Below are 17895 nucleotides of genomic sequence, written 5' to 3'. Positions count from 1 at the left end.
CCCACGCCGGGCGAAGGCCGCCGGGTCCGGCTTCATGGAGTCCAGCTTGATTCGGGCTCGTACTGAGGCATGGGAGGCGCGGCCGGAGTGAACTGCGCGGACTGGGCCGTCGGGGCGGACACGCTGTCCGCCATGGTCTGCGCGGGGACGACCGTCGTGCCCGCCGCACGGTCGGCCACCGTACGGCCCGTATAGGCAGCCAGGGCGTTGAACCAGAAGAAGGCCACGGCTCCCAGCCACGCGAACACCGACAGGACCAGATGTCCGGAGACGAGCAGGCAGCAGGCGAAGGAGTAGCAGCCCACGTCGGCGAGGGTGGTGACCAGGGCGCGCGCGGCGGCACGTGCGGGGGTGCGCGGGGTGATCCGCAGGCCGACGACCGCTTTGCCGAGGGTGCGGCCCGCGAGGGCGAGGGTGGACCAGTGGTAGAGGAAGGTGGTGCAGGCCAGGATGAGGAAGCCCTGGATCACCGCGGTGACCACCTGCTGCCACAGCGAGGTGGCGATCTGTCCGGCCTTCCCGATGGCAGTGCCGTCCCCCGTGATGATCTGCCAGCTGGACAGGTCGAGGCCGGGGGCGTCGGCCCAGGCGTCGGTGATCCGGTGCCCGGTGTGCACGCCGATGGCGCACGCCGCGAGGAGGATCAGGGCGAAGTCGATGGACCACGCGACGCCGCGCCTGGCGACGGCGACGACGGCCCGGCTCTGCGGGGGTAACAGGCCGGGCGGCGCGCTGGGGCTGGTCATGGTCGTCTCCCAGGAATGCGTCGAGGACGGTGGTCAGGGCCCTCCCCCGGGACCTCGGCCCCCGGGGGAGCCGAGGAGGACCGGCCGCTGCTTGGAAGGGCTGGGCCAGGACGGCCCGCACCGGGCCCGCTCCGCGTGCGTGCGGCGGATCCGATGGGCGAATCGGTGCGTATGGCCGAAGCTGGTTGAGGCCCAACTCCCGCTGAGCAACGGGCGCTTGAGGGCCCGGCGACCGCCGCGCGGGCGGCGGCCGGGCCGACCCCAAGGTCCCCTGGGCGACGGGCGTACGCAGCCTCATCGGCTGGAACCGCCCTCCGGCTTGCCACCCGCGGGTTCCGTCGGTGGGGAGCCCCCGCGGTTCACCCCCGTCGCCGTGCCCTGCCAGAGGCGAGTCAGCGGGTGTGGGCGGTGATATTGCCGTTGGCGGTGGTGGCGTGGATGGTGAGCTCGGGGTGGGGGCCCTGGGTGTGGACGAGGCTGTTGTGGATCCGGCCGTGGGTGGTGGTCGCGTCCAGGGTGGCGGAGGTGGTGCGCGGCGCGACGACGGTCACGTTGCCGGAGACGGTGTGCAGGGTGAGCTTGCCCTGGACGGCCTCGCCGATGGTGATGTCGCCCTGGGTGACGCTGATCTCGCCGTCTCCGCCCAGGTGGCCGACGGACACGTCGCCGGCGTTTGCGGTGAGGTCCAGGGTCTCGGCGCGGTCGATCTTGGTGGTGGTGTGGGCGCTGTGGAAGGCAACGTGGCTGAGGGGGCCCGCCGTCTGGAACTCGGCGCTGCCCGCCTTCGCTTCGACGCGGGAGCCCGCGGGAAGGTGGACGGTCACGTCGAGGGCGCCGCCGAGGCCGAGGTAGGGGCTCTTGGCCGGGGTCTCGATCCGCAGCACACCGTCACCGTAGGCGGTCGTGGTCTGCTGCGCGGTCTTCACGTCGCGGCTCTTTGAGGCGTCCGCGGGCAGGATGTCGACGGTGGTGTCGGTCCGGTCGGCGGCGACGACCCGGACGCGTCCCGCGGGGATGTCCAGAATGGCGCGGACCGGGGCGGAGGTCTCGAACTTCTGCATCGTGCGCTCCCTGAGCTCGTTACTGGTGGCCTCTGCTGCGGCTGGTCGCCGCGCCGGTGCGGGAGTGCGCGCGGTCGGTGTCGGCGGCGGCTGCACGGTCGGGCCCGGGTTCAGCCGGGCCTGCCGCGTCATCCGATCCGCTTCCTGGTAGAGACTGCGCGAGCCCAGAACGGTGCACGAGGCCTGAGGGTCCCCCGTTGGGGCGTGGAACCCCTCAACAGGATTCATCCCGTGTGCTGTCCCGAGCTGAGTTCTCCAGCGGTTCTCGAGGGGGGCTGGACCGGTCCTCGAACCTCTCGGCGTTTTCCGGCCAGCTCAGATCCGTACGGCGCCGATGAGCTCGCCTGCCTGGACGCGCACCCACACGCCAAGGCGGGGCCCGGGGAGTGAACTCCCCGGGCCCCGCGTCGAGTTGGGTCAGAGACTGGTCAGCATGGCGTCCGACTCGGCCTCGGTGGCGGGGTCGACAGCGGATTCGGCCGGGACCGGGCCGCTGTTCTTGCCCTTCATGAGGAAGGCGGCCAGGACGGCTGCCCCCACGACGCTGGCGGCACCGACGAGGAAGGTCGCGGACATGGCGTCGGTGAACGCGGAGCGGGCGGCGTCGAGCAGCCCGCTGTCCTTCGTCTGAGCCGACACCGCCAGCGCGTCACCGATGGAGTGTCGAGCCATCTGGGGGGCATCGGCGGGCATGTGGCGGGTGAAGGTGGAGGAGAGGACCGCACCGAGGATCGCGACGCCGAGCGCGGCGCCGGCCTGCTGGATGGTGTCGTTCAGGGCCGAGCCGACACCGGCGTGCTCGTCCGGGATCGCGCCCATCATGGCGGCCATCGCGGCGGGCATCGCGAGCCCGGAGCCCGCGCCCATCAGGAGCATCGCACCGGCGAGGACGCCCCAGCCCGACTCGGTGGTCATGTTGGCCAGGACGACGAACCCGGAGGCGATGACGAGGAGGCCGAGAACGGCCATGACGCGGGTGCCGGTCTTGGCGATCAGCGAGGCGCCGAGCGTGTTGAACAGCAGGGTCGCGATGGCGAGCGGGGTGAAGGCGAGGCCGGTCTCGGTCGGGGTGTAGCCGAGGACGAACTGCACGTACTGGGTCAGGACCAGCATGAGTCCGCCATTGGCGAGGGTGAGCAGGACCAGCGAGAAGCTGGCACCGGTGAAGACCTTGTCGCGGAACATGGCCAGCGGGACCATCGGTGACTTCGAGCGGGTCTCCCAGATGCCGAACATGATCAGCGCCGCCACGGTGATGACCAGGGACAGCTGCGTGGAGTGGTGGGACAGGCCCCCCTTGGGGAGCTCGTTGATCGTCCAGACGAGCGCGCTCATCCCGATCACCGAGAGGACCATGCCGACCGGGTCGGCCTTGCGCCAGGGGCCCTTGGACTCCGGCATCAGCACCATCGCGGCAGTGATCGCGAGCAGGGCGATCGGGACGTTGATCAGGAAGACGACCCCCCACCAGAACTGGGCCAGCAGCGCGCCGCCCAGGACGGGGCCGCCGACCAGGCCGACCATCGCGACGGCGGACCAGGCGGCGATCGCCTTGGGGCGCTCGGCCTCGTCGAAGACGGTGATGAGGATCGACAGGGTGGACGGCATGACCAGGGCACCGCCGACGCCCATGAGGGCGCGGCCGGCGATCAGCATGCCCGGCGAGGTGGCCTCCATGGCCACCAGCGAGGCCGCGCCGAACAGCGAGAGACCGATGATCATCATCTTCCGCCGGCCGAACTTGTCGGAGAGGCTTCCCGCGGTCAGCAGGAGCCCGGCGAAGACCAGCATGTACGACTCGAGGACCCACTGGAGGTCCTGGGCGCTGGCGTTGAGGTCCTCGGCGATCGTGGGGACCGCCACGGTGAGCACCATGTTGTCGATGATCAGCACCAGGGTGCTGAGGCAGAGCACGACCAGGATGAGCCAGCGGCGTGGGTGACGGGTGGGCGTCGCTTCCATGGGATGTCTTTCTGCAGGGCACACGGGTACCCCGGACGGGCGGGGCAGGTGCGCAGCGGGGGGGGGTGGCTTCGGGCGCGGCCTGGCAGGCGTACACGTGCGTGCGCTCTGCTGACCGGCGGTCAGGCTCCGGCGGGCGGTACCCACTCGACGAGTTCGACCACGACCCCGTTGGGGTCGGTGAGCTGGAGTGCCCATTCCCCCCAGGGTTTCTGGCGGAGCGAGGTGGTGATGGGCGCGTTCTCCCGGCGTAGCCGGGCGTCTTCGTCGGCGATGGAGGTGACGGTGAACGTGACGGTCACGTTCTGCGGGCCGCGTCCGGACGCCGGTTCGGGAGGTGCTTCGGCCGGGCCCTGCGACAGGACGATGTCCGCGGCGTCGTCGTCACGGCTGAGGCAGATGTACTCCTCGTCCAGTGACATCACCTGCCGGAATCCGAGGTGGCCGGTGAAGAACCGGGCCGACGCTGCCGCATCGTCGACGTGCAGGGTCACGGCGGACGCGGTGATGTTCACGGGGCCGCCGGATCGAAGCGCTGCGGCTCGCATGACATCGCGCCGCGAGTACGGATCATGTGAGACTGCCTTCCGGGTGGGATCCTCCGGCGTCGACGGTGGGGTGCCGACGACACGATCCAGCATCGAACGCGCCCCCCGGGGCGAACAACGGCCGATCCCGCAACGCTCGTTAACCCACAGGTTCACGACCACAGGTTCATGAGGGGGTCGGGCACGGTGGAGCTGCGCGGCATCGGGATGCGATACCCGGTCGACCGCGGGAAACACCCTGGCCGCGACGGAGACCGACGACGTAGGGTGCGACTCCGCAGATCGAAGCGGGGCGAGGGGTGGGGGGCGAGCAGACATGGAGCTGCGCGACATCGAGATATTCCTGACGCTCGCGGAGGAACTGCACTTCACCCGCACCGCCGAGCGACTGCACATCTCACCGGCCCGGGTCAGCCAGGCCGTCAAGAAACAGGAACGCGTCATCGGCGCCGAGCTGTTCGAACGCACCAGCCGCGTCGTAAGGCTGACCCCCGTCGGCGAGCAGCTGCGCGACGACCTGAGGCCGGTGTACGAAGGTCTCCACCAGAGTCTGCAGCGCGCCCGGGCGACCGCGCAGGGCAAGACCGACGTGCTGCGGGTCGGGATGATGCCGAGCAACGCCCATGACCTGCGCCCGTATTGGGAGGCCTTTCGCTCCCGGCACCCGCAGTGGGGGCTGCGGATCCGCCACAACGGCTTCATCGACCCGTTCGCCCGCCTGCGCGCGGGCGACATCGACCTCCTGGTGTCCTGGACGCCGGTGGAGGAGCCCGATCTGACGGTCGGCCCGGTCCTGTTCACCGAGCCCCGGGTGGCCCTGGCCGCGCGGGAACACGTCCTGGCCGACCGGAAGTCGGTCTCCATCGAAGTCCTCGGCGACCACGGCGTCATCGGCCCGGTGACCCCGCTGCCCGACTACTGGGAGGACGCCTTCATCCCCTTCCAGACGCCCCGGGGCCGCCCGATCGAGCGCAACCACAGCGCGGAAAGCCTGGACGCGCTGTACGCGATCGTCGCCTCCGGCGATGCGGTCAACAGCCTCGGCGCCCACGTAACCCGCTACTACGCCCGCCCCGACATCGTGTACCTCCCCCTGCACGACGCCCCCCTCCTCAGGTGGGCCCTGGTGTGGCGCAGCGACGGAGAGAGCGACCTGGTACGGGCCTTCGCCGCGATCGTCCGGGAGCTGGGAACGGCAGCGCTGTAGAGCACCGGGCGCCCAGTGGTTGGGGTGTTCACGTCCCGTTCTGGCTCGGCGTTGGGAGCGGACGCGGGCTGACGTTCGGCGACCCCAAGGCCAGCCGACTTGCCTGGAACCGGTGAGCCCGGCCATGTGGGGTCCGGTTGTTACGGCGAGGCCGCTCAGAGCGGGGCTGGGGCCGATCCTTCCGTCCGGGGCCGGGCCGGACTGCTGCGGGCGGTCCGGTCTCGCGCAGAGGGGGTGGGCCGAACGCGCCCCGGGGCGGGCCTGGTTGCACGGGAGCAGGCCCCGTTGAAGCCGCCTGAAACCAGGCCGATGCCCCACTGAAACCGCTCCCGCGCACTCTCTACCCGAACACAGCGACCAGCCAGCCACACGGCACCAGGCAGCAGTTCACAAGGAGAGCATCATGCAGAAGTTCGCCACCACCGGCCCCATCACGACCGTCCTGAACATCCCGGTCGGACGCATCACCATCACCGCCACCGAGCAGACCGAGGCCACCCTCGACATCCAGCCCACCAACCCCAACAAGAGCCGCGACACCAAGGCCGTCGAACAGTGCACCGTCGACTACACCGACGGCGTCCTGACCATCGAGAACCCGGTCAAGAACCAGTACTTCGGCACCACCGGATCCCTCGACGTCACCCTCACCCTCCCCGCCCACTCTCACATCCAGGCCACCTCCGGCGGCGCCGAACTCCGCACGAAGGGCCCCCTCGGCAACGTCACCTTCAACGGCGCCCACGGCATCGTCACCATCGACGAAACCGACACCCTCCACCTGACCGTCCACGCCGCCGACGTCACCGTCAACCGCCTCACAGGCGCCAGCGACATCCGCGTCGCCAAGGGCGACATCACCATCACCGAAGCCACCCACGGCACTCTCACCCTGCGCACCGAAGCAGGCACCATCACCGTCGGCACCACCCCCGCCACCTCCGCCACTCTCGACGCCGCCACCACCTACGGTCGCATCAACAACAGCCTCACCAACACCCAAGGCGCCAACCCCCACCTCCGCATCCACGCCACCACCAACTACGGCGACATCAACGCCCGCACCAACTGATGCAGCCGTCGGCGTTCCCTCACACAGTCGGATGAATTCGAGTACGGCCGCCGGCCTCTCGCGGACACGCCTGGAGCTGTTCCGCGAAGGCCGGCCGTCTCCTTCGCCAACCGTGCTGAGAGGGGGGAGCACCCCAGCGTCTCGATGCCGGAACAGCGAGGATCACCCCCGTCCCGGCCCCGGAGGCGATCCGGCAGCCAGGCCACGCAGTGCCCCGGGCCCAAATCCCTGTACCCCTCGCAACAGGCTCCCGAGCAGGAACGCTCACTCCGAGAGGTCGACCTGCCAGGGTCGTGGCCACTCCCCGGAGGGAGGGGGTGCGCCAGCGATTCCCAGGTCGCGCCGCGAGGACACGTAGAAGGCGTCACGTGCCGCGCTGGCCAACTGGTGGGCCCTCGTCCACTTGTCGCGGTCGACCGCCGCTCCCTCTCGTACGAGTAGTTCGATCGTCCAGATCGTTTCGTGCCAGCGCCGGGCCGCTGCGATCGTCGCCGCGTCCCCGACCAGCAGCACGGATTCCCACTCCTGCGCGCGATGGGACTCCGCGTCGGCGAGCAAGGGCAGTCCTTCAGCGGGGTCCACGGGGTCGGCGACGTCAGTGAATCCTCTGGCCGCACCTATGCGCTGGGCGATGCGGAGTTGGGCCTTGAGGGCGTTGGCGTAGCGGCCGTAGGTCTCGAAGCGCTTCTCGTCCCACCGCTCTTCCCGCTGACGTTTCCATCTGCGGCGTTCGGTCAGGTTCTGTGTCGCGTACGAGGCTGCCGAACCCACCACCACACCGATGAGCGCTGGAAGCTGGTCAAGAAACACGGTCCCCCCTGAGCACATCGCGGTTCACCCGCACTCGCCTTCGACCGGAGGCGGAGTCGTACCCGTATCACCGAGCCACTCCCCCGTCGCCCCACCCGCACCCCGCCCGTCAGTGTGCCTGTCACACAGTTCGCGGCCCACCCCGCGTGTGGCAGGCGACGCTTCCGGGGCCTCAGTCGGTACGAGGCCGACCGTGGACAAGGCGCTCCTCGCGGCCGGGACGGCGGACATCAGGAGGCCTGCCTCTCCCCCGCCACCTGGAGTGCTCTGTGCCGGGCACACACGTTCCGGGTCGGCAGAGCAAGGCGGTCGCAGGGCATCCCCTCCCACCCCGCACATGTGGCGGCCGACGGTCTCTTGAGGGCGATCTCGCCCGCTCCCCCGCACTCCTGCTGCTCCTCACGGCAGGTCCTGCACAGACCGTCGGTGAGAGCCTGGCCGGTCAGGAAGATGCGGCACCCGCATTCCGCGCAGTTGGCCCGGGCGGGGCCCTGCGGAGCGGGTTCGGTCGGAGTCGTCACCGCACGTTCAGCAGCAGCAACGGGGTGGACGTGCGACGCGTCATCGCTGGGATGCGGACCGAGCTGCTGGAGTTGTTCGGGGCGGCGTCGTCGGGCCGCGCGCCTGTCCGCGACGATTTCCGCGCAGACGGCGCACGGGGAACCGGTGGACCACATCACCCCGGCCTCGCAGTCCAGATGACCGCAGCCCCAGCGCGGCAGCGCCACCCCGAGCAGCCAGCGGCCGGGATCGCGGATGTCGGCGGGGATGGTGCCCGCGAAGCGGACGGTGAGCCGGTGGTGCAGACGCTCGGGTTCCATGCCTTCGCGGAGCTGTCGGCCCACTTCCCGGCCGATCCGACGGAGCACGTAGGCGTTGTCGATCCGCTGGAGCAGCCAATGGACGGGTTCGAGCACCGAGTAGATCTGCGGGCTGAGGGTAAGTTCTGGCCGGGAGCGTGGCCGTGGGCTCACCCCGTGAGCTGGTTCTGGTGTACGGAGGGAAGGCGAGGAGGGTCGGTTGGCATCCGCGCGGAGCGCGAGAGGACGCGCCGGAGCCGAGTTCCGCAGCCAACCGCGATCGTCGCCGACTGACGCGCCGTCAACTACCCGAGGCTCGCCTACGGCGGGTGAGGAAAGACGGGGCTCGTTCTCGGGTCGGGCAATCTTTCGGTCTTCCTTAGTCGCGAGCGATCCGGCATCAACCGGGGGACCCGATCCGTCACCAAGTTGAGGAGACGGGCGTCCCTCGGAGTGGGCGGGAAGGGCCTGGACCGAGGGGGCGCGGGTGGCGGTGGCGGGCGCTGCGTCGGTGTACGAGGAGGACGAGCGGGGGATGTCGTGGGCGACGTACTGGTTGCGACCCTGTCCCCCGGTCCGTCGCTCCACGCTGACCCAGCCCGACGCCTCCAGGTCGTCCGCGATGGCGGCGGCGGCCGTCGCGCTGATGGGCCGCCCGGCGCGCTTGCCGGAGTGGTGGCGCAGGTACCCGGCGAGTTCGCTGAGGGTCAGCGGGATCCGCTGGGCCTGCGTGAACACCATCACGGCGTACGCGCGCAACTGACGCGGCTTGAGGTCCTCGCAGGCCGCGACCGGCAGCCAGACGAATCGCTCGGTCGGAGCCATGGAACGGACCCGGCGGCGGGCCGTGGTGCCCGTGCCGCCGGGCAGGGAACGGCGGGTGTTCTCGGGGAGTTCTGACTGGCCGTCGGGGCGGAGGTTGCGGAGTTGTGAGAGACCACGTTCGACGGATGACGTCGACATGCCGATGTATGACGCGAGCGTGGCGGTCCCGGCGGTGCAGCCCTCGGGCCGCTGCCCGAGCGCCTTCACTTTCACGTAGACGGCCAGGGCGATGTCGGCGTAGAAGGCGGACTCGACGAGCATCCACGGGACCCGCACGCGCTGGCGCCGCTCGGGCCTGGCTTCTGGAGGGCCGACGGGAGTGGCCCCGGTGTGGCGGGCAACGGTTTCTTCCATGCGGGGACGGGCCGACGCAGGGGGGCGGGGCGAGGCTGGACCAGATTGAGGCAACACTGAACCAGCCCTCGTGCTGGTGGCGATGATGTGCTCCTGGCAAGAAGGAAGAAGGCAAAACGGCATCGCCGTTCGTCAGCGAGCTGGCGAACGTGCGGCGGGATGGAGTTAGGAGAGAGGGGTGGGGCTCACCTCATGAGCTAGGGGGCTGGACGGCTGGGGCGGCGTCGGCGGGGCGATCGGGAGCAGCTGTCACCGATGCCCGCTGCGGGCGACCTGGACGCTCAGGCGGAGGCCTTGGCGTGCGGGTTGCGCCGTCGACGGCGAGGCAGTGCGTTTATGGCGTCGGGAAGCTCGCAGATCCACAGGCCGATGGGGATGCGGAACGCGGCGCGTCCGTCCAGGTGCTTGAGGTCGAACGCCGCACGTTCTGCGGGCGTGGTGACCAGGTAGACGGAGTCTTCGAGGACCCACAGCGCGGTGTCGCGCGTGGTGAGTGGATCGTCGACGGCCTGGCGGGCCGCCTCCACCGCACTGGACTGCCACAGCTCGAGGTCCTGGCGGGCACTGCGAGGCCGCCGGCTGCCGGGCCACACGATCTGGGAGACGAACGCGTACACGCGCAGGGCGACGACCGAGTCCTCGAAATGAGGCTCGTACAGGATGCCTTGGTCGCGTGCTTTCCAGGCCCAGGATTCGCTCAGACCGGCCGCTGTTGCGACCGCACTGGCGCTGAGCTGGTCGTTCGTCACCGACATTGCCATCACTCCAGGAATACAAGGGTGGATCGTGATGACCACGTTACCCGAATTTTCGGAGGATTCCTCCTGACACTAGACACTCCGCGTGTTGTTGCTGGGTCAGGAAGTTGCCACTCCCCCCTATTTGACTGGTATTCAGCGCTTTGCAGAAACGTTAGTTCGCTTGTTTACTCTCGTGTCAGCTGGATGGTTAGAGCGACAGCAACAGGGATCGTCCGTCAGACAGCACGTCAGCAAGTCAGTTACAGGGCAACAGACAGCGGTATATCCATCGCAACATTCATCGGTATATCCATCGATGCAGATATGGGTGTGGCCAGCGCAAAAGCGCTGGCCACACCCATATCTGCGGGACCGCCCCAGGCGGCTGACGGCTCTACGGCATCGGGCGCTGCACCCGGGCCCGCCGCTCAGGACGCTGCAACTCCCCCTCGGCGTCGAGCGCCTGGAGGAAGTTCTCCAGCGCAGCCGAGATCACGTAGAGCCCTCGTCGCCCGTAGTCCGCTTCCTGGAGTCCTTGGTTGAGCGTCGAGATCAAGGCATAGGCAACCGGCCCCACGCGGAACGTCGACTGCCTGCCGGCGCCCACCACGCCCATGCGGTCGTCGAGGAAGGCCTGCGCCATCTCGATCTGGGCTTCGACGTCCTCGGGGATGTGCCGCAGCGCGGCATCCATGTAGTGCCCCTGCCCCAGCATCGTGTTCCCCGACGTACGACGGTCCGCCTTGAGCCGCTCCTTGAGATCCGCCAGCACCTCCGGGTCGATCCGGAATCCGTAGCTTGTCCATGTCTCGGACCGGATCTTGGCGTTGGCGAAACTCTCGTGGACCGCAGCATGGGCCCAGGACTTGCCCGTGCGCGGACGGCGGCGCTGTGCGGACGCCTCGTCCCCCGCGACGGATGCTTCCCGTTGGACGGGCTCGGCTGCCGCGACGGGTTCCGGCTCGGGTTCGCGCTCCGGGCGCGGGTCGGGAGCGGGTGTACGGCGCGGAGCCTTGGGGGCGGCCAGGGGTGCGGTGAGGGTGGCCGCCGTGACGGGGGCCGGTGCCTCGGGCTTGCGAGCAGCGGGGGGCTCCCCCACGGCTGCGATCGCGGAAGCAGCCGGAACTGCCTCGATGCGGGCCTGTGTGCCGGGGTCGTCGATCTCTAGGGCCGTGGGAGCAGCGGCGGGCGCCTCGCTGCCCTGCGAGGGCACCGACCCGGTCGCTGCGGTCGTCCCGCTCGCGCCGGTGGTCCGAGACGTCTCGGACGTCCCGGACGGCTTGGTCGGCGACGGAGGGGTGGCCGGAGGGGGCGGAGCGGGGGTCGGCCGCAGCCGCGTGGGCGCCTCCGACTCCCGGTTCGCTCCCCCGAGGAAAGACCGCTCGGCGACCTGATCGGCCCCGGCGAGCAGTCCCGCCACCAACGAGTTGCCACCGGCCTTGAAGTGGTTGGGCGCCTTCTTCTTGGGCTTGGCCGCCGATTTGCGCGGCGCCGACGACGCTCCGTCGTTGGCGCTAGTCAACGGGAGCCTCCAGCTCGATCAGGCCCGGGGTCTCCCACTTCTGAGCCGGTTGCTGCATGCGTTCGAGGATCTGGGTCATCAGCTGCCCGTACAGCTTGCCGGGCGCGTGACTGGCGAAGCGGATCGCTGCCGGGACGCCGTAGGCGAAGGAGTCGGAGATCCGGTTGTCGCTACGGATGTCCGTCATGAACGGCTGGAGGTCGGCCTCCAGCATGCCGTTGCGGATGTTGACCTCTTGGGCCTTCCACTTCGACGGCGGGTTCGAACGGTTGAGCACCGCGCCCAGGTACTGCGGGTCGCACTCCCCGCCCGTACGGTCCTTCACGTACGCCACCGTGCCGCGCGTGGCGGCCGCGCCCTTGAGAGCCGGGTACTCGGGCACGCACACGGTCACCACGTAGTCGGCGGCGGCCAGCGCGGTGGCCGACAGCGACGAGACCGCGGGCGGGGTGTCGATGACGACGAAGTCGAACTGGTCGGCGACCTCGAGCAGCATGCGCCGGACGATCGGCGTGGCGTGGTAACCCTTGCGGTGAATGATGTCCTGAACCGACGTCATGGTCGATTCCTCGCTCGCCAGGAGATGCAGGGTGCCCGCGTCCTCCCACTCGGACAGGAGTTCACTGCGGTCGTACCAGGCAGCCGCCAGATCGAGCGGCATGCCCTGCAGGCGGCCTTGAAGCACCCAGCCGAGGGAACGGGCCAGTTGCTCCCCGTCGGACAGGTTGACACCCAGAGCGGTACCGGCCTGAGCCTGCGGGTCCAGGTCGACGACCAGGACGCGCGCGCCGGCCAGGGCCAGGCTGGCGCCCAAGTTCACGGTAGTGCTGGTCTTGCCGACCCCTCCCTTCTGGGTTGCGACGGCGATGACCTTCATCGCGACTACCGCCTCTCTGCCTCACGGCTGCTCATGACAGGTCCATTTGTGCCTGTGACACCAGGTCAGGTAGCCAGAGCTGACAATCGGCGGAGGAAAGAGGGGCTGCGTACGCCCCTTTGCTTCCCCTCTGCCCGCTATCAGAGTCTGGTCAGTGATCTAGTGACACGGGATCATTGGGGCTGACGATAACAGGATCTCTCCGCCGTCTGTAAGGCGACGCGCTGAACCGCCTGCAACGCAAGGCCACTGACGCCACGTCAGGGCACCGGGCGGCCCTGTTCACGGCAGCGCCAGGCCGAGGGGGCGGGCCGCAAAGCCCCCGCGCCCGAGGGCGCGCCCCGCGCGCCCCCACAGGGCCGATGCGGGCTCGTCCGTCTGGGCGGGGCCAGGTGCGGCCGCGCGTACGACAGCTTGTTCGATGAGGCGGGGAGGCGGGCGTCGAGCAGATCGCGCGGACGACAGTCCGCCGGTTCGTCAGCGCTCATGACCGTAAGCACGTCTCCTTGCCCGCGAGTCAGCCAGACAGTACGCGCGACCCCTCGTCGGCTCGCGGGTGAATCAGCAAGCAAGACAGGCTGTCAGACAGCGAGTAGGTAAGCAAGCGAGCTAGCGAGTAGGCAAGTAGGCAAGCTGGTACGGCAGTCAGCGGGTCCGCGCGTCAGACCGTCAGTAGGTACGTACGACAGCGCGTAAGAGCGTTAGCACGCTCGCACGCTGGTCCGTCAGTAAGCACGCAACCTAAGCAGCAAGACAGGCAGCAAGGCAGTCCGCTGGTCAGCTAGCTAGACCGATAGCAGGGCAGAGCGAGGGAGCGTCCGTTCGTCTGTAGGCAAGTAAGGCGGCACGTTAGCAAGCAAGCTAGTCCGTCAGTTAGAGGGCAAGGGACAGAGAACGTTGCAGGGTTAGTTATAGCGCAACAATGATCGCAACAGTACTTGCAATAAAGATCGCAGCAATGCTAGTTACAGAGAGCGCTATATTGTTCGCAACAGACATCGTTATATTCATCGAGATACTGCACGCATTACTACACGTTGTATATCTCGTCTCATACATAGGTTCACTGATCGATGCAGCTATGAGAACAAGCATCGTTATATGCCCAGGTCAAAGGCATACTTGATAGATCGGTGGTGGAGCGCGTGACGACTGGTCGGGACGTGAGTTCTGGCTTGGGTCCGCCGATGCCGACAGAGAAACTCCGGGCCTCAGCCCTCTTCGACGGGGTGTCAGGCTCGTAGTCCTGCATCCGGATTCGAGCGTTCCTCACCTCCAGAGATCTTGCGGCGGCAACCCTCGGTGTCGCGCAAGGGCCGGTTCGACGGGTTCGCTCATCAAACGAAGGGCTCGGATGAGGATGCGGAAGCGGCCTGAAACCAGGAAGCGAGGCTGAGATCTCGCGTCGAGAGCCATCCGATCATGAGAGGAAACAGGAGTCGACCATCATCGGCAACGACCTCAGCGACCTCTGCCAGCCCTTCCAATGTCTCCCGCGCAGCGGAGTTCCGTCCCTCAAACGCCTGCCGAACACCTCCCCTGCAACAACTACTGCGCCCACAGAGCGCCGACACGAAGGCTTGGGTGTCGCATCCGGCGGGGCTGTCGGACCTGTTCTGCGCACGGATCCGGCAACAAACGGAGACGCGTCAGCCGTGGGAGATCGCGCCTGGGCACCATACGGGTGCCCGGATGCAGCCGTCACTGAGCGCCCGTCCCCCACCGACGGGCCCCTTTTTGGGGACACTTCGGAGCACCTCAACAGCTCCCGAGTCGGGTCTGAAGCCGGGTCTGGCACAACAAAGGCGGCTGCCTTCCCGCTCTGTCCGGGGTGCCTTGGCGGGGGAGAGGTCCTCATGCGCGCCTTGCTGGCCCGGCCAGAATGAAGATCAACGGCGGGCTCCTGGTGTGCCGCACGGCGTTGTCGAGGGAGTACAACTCGCTGCTGTGCGGCAGGGCCTTAACCAGTTTCAAGATCGCTTCGTGCGGCAGGCCGTTAGGGGTCGGTGCGGGTTATTTTCGCCCATCAGTACGAATACGCCGTACAGGTCACTCACCCGGCCACCGGCCTTCGACAGGGTGATCGGCAGGGGAGCCCCGCCTGCCGTTCGAGCATGACGGCCACCGACGGGCGAACGGCGTGGTGCCGTTGATGGGGTCGATGATCCAGCGTCTCGCTGACACCCCGGCGGTGGAGCCCCCTCCTCTCGCGCCGTAAACGCCGACTTCTGGCATGCGGCGGGTCGGCTCGTCCCGGGATCCGTTCCTGGACTGCGAGATCGACCCCCCGGGTGACCACGCTGCCGTCTCGCTTGCGGTGGCTTTCCCACTCGCCGAAGAAGCCTTGCGTAGGCATGCGCTCGGCACAGGCCTGCGGTTCAACAGCCACCCGCTCTGCAGTTGCGAGGTCTACCTAGCGCAACTGGGACGCCTGGCAGTGCCGGTGACGGGGGAGCAGGTGGAATCGGACGGCAACCCGATCGCCGCCCCCTACCACTCCCTCGCGGACCTGTCGGGGGCCCACCGGTATACCGCGGTATACCCGGCGTCTCTCCGTCTCGCCGCTCGGCATTGGTCCACTCCGCCAGTTGGGGGCTACGCAGGCGCAACGGGGACGCTCCGCAGCGGCGGTGACGGGGGAGAGGGGCGGGTCGGACGACAGCTTGACCGCCGCCGTCCCCAGCCGCTGCCGCATACCGGTCTCTAGGCGGACCTGTCGGGGGCCCACCGGTATACCGCGGTATACCCGGCGTCTCTCCGTCTCGCCGCTCGACAGTGGTCCACTCCGCCAGTTGGGAGGCCTTCCTACTCAGCCGCAACGGGGATGCCCCGCACCGCCCCTGTCGGGGGAAGAGGGCTGGGCCGACAGCTCAACTGCCGCCCCCTCAGCTCGGTGCCGCGTACCGGCCTCTCGCGGACCCGCCGGGGCTCCCCGGTATACCGCGGTATACCCGGCACCCTCCACCCCGCTGGCAATTGGCCTCCACGATCCGGCAGCTGACACCCAATCGGCCTCTGCCTAGCCAGGGAGCTCGCGCCGCTCGGCCGGCCAGTACCCGATGCAAATGTCCGATTCCTGATCTGGCATGCTGTCCCGGTCCGAGTACCGAGAATCTCTCGGGAAGCACACGGAAATGGAGCATCATGGCTTCCTCCATCCTCGTCGTATCCACCGACCCGCAAGGGTCAACCGTCTGGTGGGCCGACCGGATCGACAATCTCCCCTTCGACTTCGCGACGGCTCACGAGGACCCCGCCAGCCTCGCCGCGCTGAAGCACTTGGGCGCCCAGATCCACGTCATCGCCAACCAGAAGGGCGGGGTGGGCAAGACCACCACCACCGTCAATCTGGCGGCTGTCGCCCATGACGTCCTGGGCGACACCGAGCAGCGGATGCACGTCTTCATCGACACCCCCGGCAGCCTGGAGAACGAGCACATTCTGGCGGCGGCCCTGGACATCGCCGACGACGTCCTGGTCCCGCTTCCTCCCGAGCCGCTCGCCTTCGACCCGACGGCCCGCACCATAAGCAAGGTGATCGAGCCGCGCGGTCTGCCGTACAAGGTCGTCATCAACGCGTGGGATCCCCGCGACGGCAAGGCCGACCGGGACGACACCATCGGGTACATCGACGCCAAGGGCTGGCCGCGCGCGAACACGGTGATTCGCCGCTACAAGATCCACACCCGCGCGGCTGCCGAAGGCAAGGTCGTCACGCAGTACGCCGACAACGGCACCACGCTGCGCGCTCGCGAGGACTACTTCCGCCTCGCCCTGGAGCTCGGATACGGGGGCCGTCGCTGATGGCCGGCCAGCGAGTCAGCCTCGCGGGGCTGGCCACCGAGACCGTCGAATCCGTCCCCGGCCGCAGTCGCCCTACCCTGGTTCATCTCCCGCCGGACCAGGTCGTCGCCACCCCGCTCAATCCGCGTCAGGACTTCAGCGAGGAGAGTCTGCGCGAGCTCGGCGAAAGCATGCGCCAGGGCCAGCTCCAGCCCTGTGTCGGCGTCACCCGCGCCGCCTACGTGAAGCTGTTCCCCGAACACGCCGAGCAGCTTCCGCAGTGCCGCGTCGTCATGGCCGCTGGTGAACGCCGCTGGCGTGCGGCCCAGCAGGCAGGACTGCCCACCCTCGATGTTCACCTCCGCGAGGACATCGCCGAATCCCGCGTCCGGTTCCTCGCCGCGGTATTGGCGGAGAACGTCGAGCGCTCCAACTTCAACTACATCGAGGAAGCCGTAGGCCTTCAGCGCATGCTGGAGCTGACGTTCAACCAGCAAGTGGAAGCAGCCGCCGCGCTCGGCAAGTCCAAGCAGTGGTTCAACCAGCGCATCGGCCTGCTGCGCCTCACCCAGCCGATGCGGGATCTGGTCACGTCGGGCAAGCTCACGGCGTTCCGCGACATGCGGCGCTACTCGGCACTGCCCGCGGAGGAGCAGCTGGCGGCCTGGGAGGCCGACCAGCGCAAGAAGAACGAGCCGAAGTCGAACCCTGCAGTTGAGGTGTCGACGGCTGAGCAGCGGGGTCACGAGTCCGGGATGGTGGCCGGGGGAGCGGTCAGCGGGTATACCGCGGTATACCCGCCTGCGGTTCCGGAGCCCGTGTCTCCCGCGGTGCCTTCGACGGGCGAGCAGGAACGCGGCTCTGCCGGGGGCGAGATGAGGAGCGCGCCAGGCGAAAGCGGAGCGACTGCCCCCGGGTATACCGCGGTATACCCGGAGCAGACTGCCGTACGGCCAGGCCCGGAAGGCTCGTCGGGAGTCCTGCCTGAGCCTCGAGGCGAGGGTGAGACTTCCGGACCTGCCGCGCTGACGAAGAAGCCGCCGGTGAAGATGCCGTGGGCGGATCCGGCAGCAGTGGCTCAGATCGTCATCGCCAAGATGACCTCCGCCGACCGCAGCCGACTGTGTGAGCTCCTGGCCGCCCAGGAAGAACGGGAGCGGAAGGGGAGCGCGCAGCTTCCGACGACCTGAGTTGCTTCGCGGAGGCCCCGCCTTCCCCACTCACCGTGACGTGGGCAGGGGAAGGCGGGGCCTCGCCCCTTCGGCTGCGGCACGTATGAACCGCGCTCGACGGCGAGTTGCTTGACTCCGCTCACTCCGCTGACGGCGGCGCAACTCGCTGTTGGGCAGCGCCCATATTCGATGGATTCCGGCAATCCATCAAAAAAGCGACCTCCAGAATAGGGGCATAGAGCGCCCGTCGTGAGGTGGCTGGTATGAGCGGACCTCTGGATGCATGAGAGGCCGTCAGGCGGCCATATACGGCTTTTGGGCTCGCTGGAGGCGCCCTTCAGTCGGAAATCGGCGGGCGCCACCGCGCCCTAGCCGTCAGAAACGAGCCCAGTCTCCGCCACCCGGGTTCTGCCACC

At 68.6% G+C, this 17895-nt stretch carries 13 protein-coding genes; 4 read left to right on the top strand and 9 right to left on the bottom strand.

The window, feature by feature from the left end:
• Nucleotides 1-32 precede the first annotated feature (32 nt).
• The 4 genes from DT019_RS27485 to DT019_RS27470 form a co-directional block, all read right to left on the bottom strand.
• Complete coding sequence (locus DT019_RS27485) at nt 33-746, bottom strand: RDD family protein (protein WP_114039614.1); 714 nt, start codon at nt 744-746, stop codon at nt 33-35.
• A 392-nt stretch (nt 747-1138) separates the two neighbouring features.
• Nucleotides 1139-1807 (bottom strand): DUF4097 family beta strand repeat-containing protein, encoded by a 669-nt coding sequence (locus DT019_RS27480; protein WP_114039613.1) that lies wholly within the window; start codon nt 1805-1807, stop codon nt 1139-1141.
• Nucleotides 1808-2224: 417 nt separating this feature from the next.
• Nucleotides 2225-3769, bottom strand: coding sequence for an MFS transporter (locus tag DT019_RS27475; RefSeq protein WP_114039612.1), 1545 nt, complete (start codon nt 3767-3769; stop codon nt 2225-2227).
• A gap of 122 nt (nt 3770-3891) precedes the next feature.
• On the bottom strand, nt 3892-4284 hold the full coding sequence (locus tag DT019_RS27470) for a VOC family protein (protein WP_223279790.1): 393 nt from the start codon (nt 4282-4284) through the stop codon (nt 3892-3894).
• A 349-nt stretch (nt 4285-4633) separates the two neighbouring features.
• Between DT019_RS27470 and DT019_RS27465 the strand changes: the two genes are divergently transcribed.
• Entirely contained in the window at nt 4634-5524 is an 891-nt protein-coding gene (locus DT019_RS27465; RefSeq protein ID WP_114039610.1) for a LysR family transcriptional regulator, read from the top strand.
• Nucleotides 5525-5927: 403 nt separating this feature from the next.
• On the top strand, nt 5928-6596 hold the full coding sequence (locus tag DT019_RS27460) for a DUF4097 family beta strand repeat-containing protein (protein ID WP_114039609.1): 669 nt from the start codon (nt 5928-5930) through the stop codon (nt 6594-6596).
• A 264-nt stretch (nt 6597-6860) separates the two neighbouring features.
• Here the strand turns inward: DT019_RS27460 and DT019_RS27455 are convergent, their stop codons facing one another.
• The 5 genes from DT019_RS27455 to DT019_RS27435 form a co-directional block, all read right to left on the bottom strand.
• Entirely contained in the window at nt 6861-7406 is a 546-nt protein-coding gene (locus DT019_RS27455) for a hypothetical protein (protein WP_223279789.1), read from the bottom strand.
• Nucleotides 7407-7636: 230 nt separating this feature from the next.
• Nucleotides 7637-9385, bottom strand: coding sequence for a hypothetical protein (locus DT019_RS27450; protein WP_223279788.1), 1749 nt, complete (start codon nt 9383-9385; stop codon nt 7637-7639).
• A gap of 281 nt (nt 9386-9666) precedes the next feature.
• Nucleotides 9667-10140, bottom strand: a complete 474-nt coding sequence (locus DT019_RS27445; RefSeq protein WP_114039607.1) for a hypothetical protein — start codon at nt 10138-10140, stop codon at nt 9667-9669.
• 379 nt (nt 10141-10519) lie between these two features.
• Nucleotides 10520-11647, bottom strand: coding sequence for a hypothetical protein (locus DT019_RS40410; protein WP_223279787.1), 1128 nt, complete (start codon nt 11645-11647; stop codon nt 10520-10522).
• Nucleotides 11640-12524: a ParA family protein gene (locus DT019_RS27435; protein WP_114039606.1), complete on the bottom strand. Its 885-nt coding sequence runs from the start codon at nt 12522-12524 to the stop codon at nt 11640-11642. Before DT019_RS27435 ends, DT019_RS40410 begins: the two co-directional genes overlap by 8 nt.
• 3144 nt (nt 12525-15668) lie before the next feature.
• Between DT019_RS27435 and DT019_RS27430 the strand changes: the two genes are divergently transcribed.
• Nucleotides 15669-16328, top strand: coding sequence for a ParA family protein (locus DT019_RS27430; RefSeq protein WP_114039605.1), 660 nt, complete (start codon nt 15669-15671; stop codon nt 16326-16328).
• Nucleotides 16328-17497 carry a ParB/RepB/Spo0J family partition protein gene (locus DT019_RS27425; RefSeq protein ID WP_114039604.1) on the top strand — a complete coding sequence of 390 codons (1170 nt, stop codon included), beginning with the start codon at nt 16328-16330 and terminating at the stop codon, nt 17495-17497. Before DT019_RS27430 ends, DT019_RS27425 begins: the two co-directional genes overlap by 1 nt.
• Nucleotides 17498-17895 lie beyond the last annotated feature (398 nt).

It is taken from the genome of Streptomyces sp. SDr-06 (assembly GCF_003324565.1).
GTDB lineage: Bacteria > Actinomycetota > Actinomycetes > Streptomycetales > Streptomycetaceae > Streptomyces.
This window is presented reverse-complemented; position numbering and strand designations above follow the sequence as displayed.

Bases quoted from the DNA above. Each gene is read 5' to 3' on its own strand.
- DT019_RS27465 (WP_114039610.1), top strand. From the start codon at position 4,634: ATGGAGCTGCGCGACATCGAGATATTCCTGACGCTCGCGGAGGAACTG.
- DT019_RS27435 (WP_114039606.1), bottom strand. From the start codon at position 12,524: ATGAAGGTCATCGCCGTCGCAACCCAGAAGGGAGGGGTCGGCAAGACC.
- DT019_RS27480 (WP_114039613.1), bottom strand. From the start codon at position 1,807: ATGCAGAAGTTCGAGACCTCCGCCCCGGTCCGCGCCATTCTGGACATC.
- DT019_RS27485 (WP_114039614.1), bottom strand. From the start codon at position 746: ATGACCAGCCCCAGCGCGCCGCCCGGCCTGTTACCCCCGCAGAGCCGG.
- DT019_RS27445 (WP_114039607.1), bottom strand. From the start codon at position 10,140: ATGTCGGTGACGAACGACCAGCTCAGCGCCAGTGCGGTCGCAACAGCG.
- DT019_RS27475 (WP_114039612.1), bottom strand. From the start codon at position 3,769: ATGGAAGCGACGCCCACCCGTCACCCACGCCGCTGGCTCATCCTGGTC.
- DT019_RS27450 (WP_223279788.1), bottom strand. From the start codon at position 9,385: ATGGAAGAAACCGTTGCCCGCCACACCGGGGCCACTCCCGTCGGCCCT.
- DT019_RS27425 (WP_114039604.1), top strand. From the start codon at position 16,328: ATGGCCGGCCAGCGAGTCAGCCTCGCGGGGCTGGCCACCGAGACCGTC.
- DT019_RS27460 (WP_114039609.1), top strand. From the start codon at position 5,928: ATGCAGAAGTTCGCCACCACCGGCCCCATCACGACCGTCCTGAACATC.
- DT019_RS27430 (WP_114039605.1), top strand. From the start codon at position 15,669: ATGGCTTCCTCCATCCTCGTCGTATCCACCGACCCGCAAGGGTCAACC.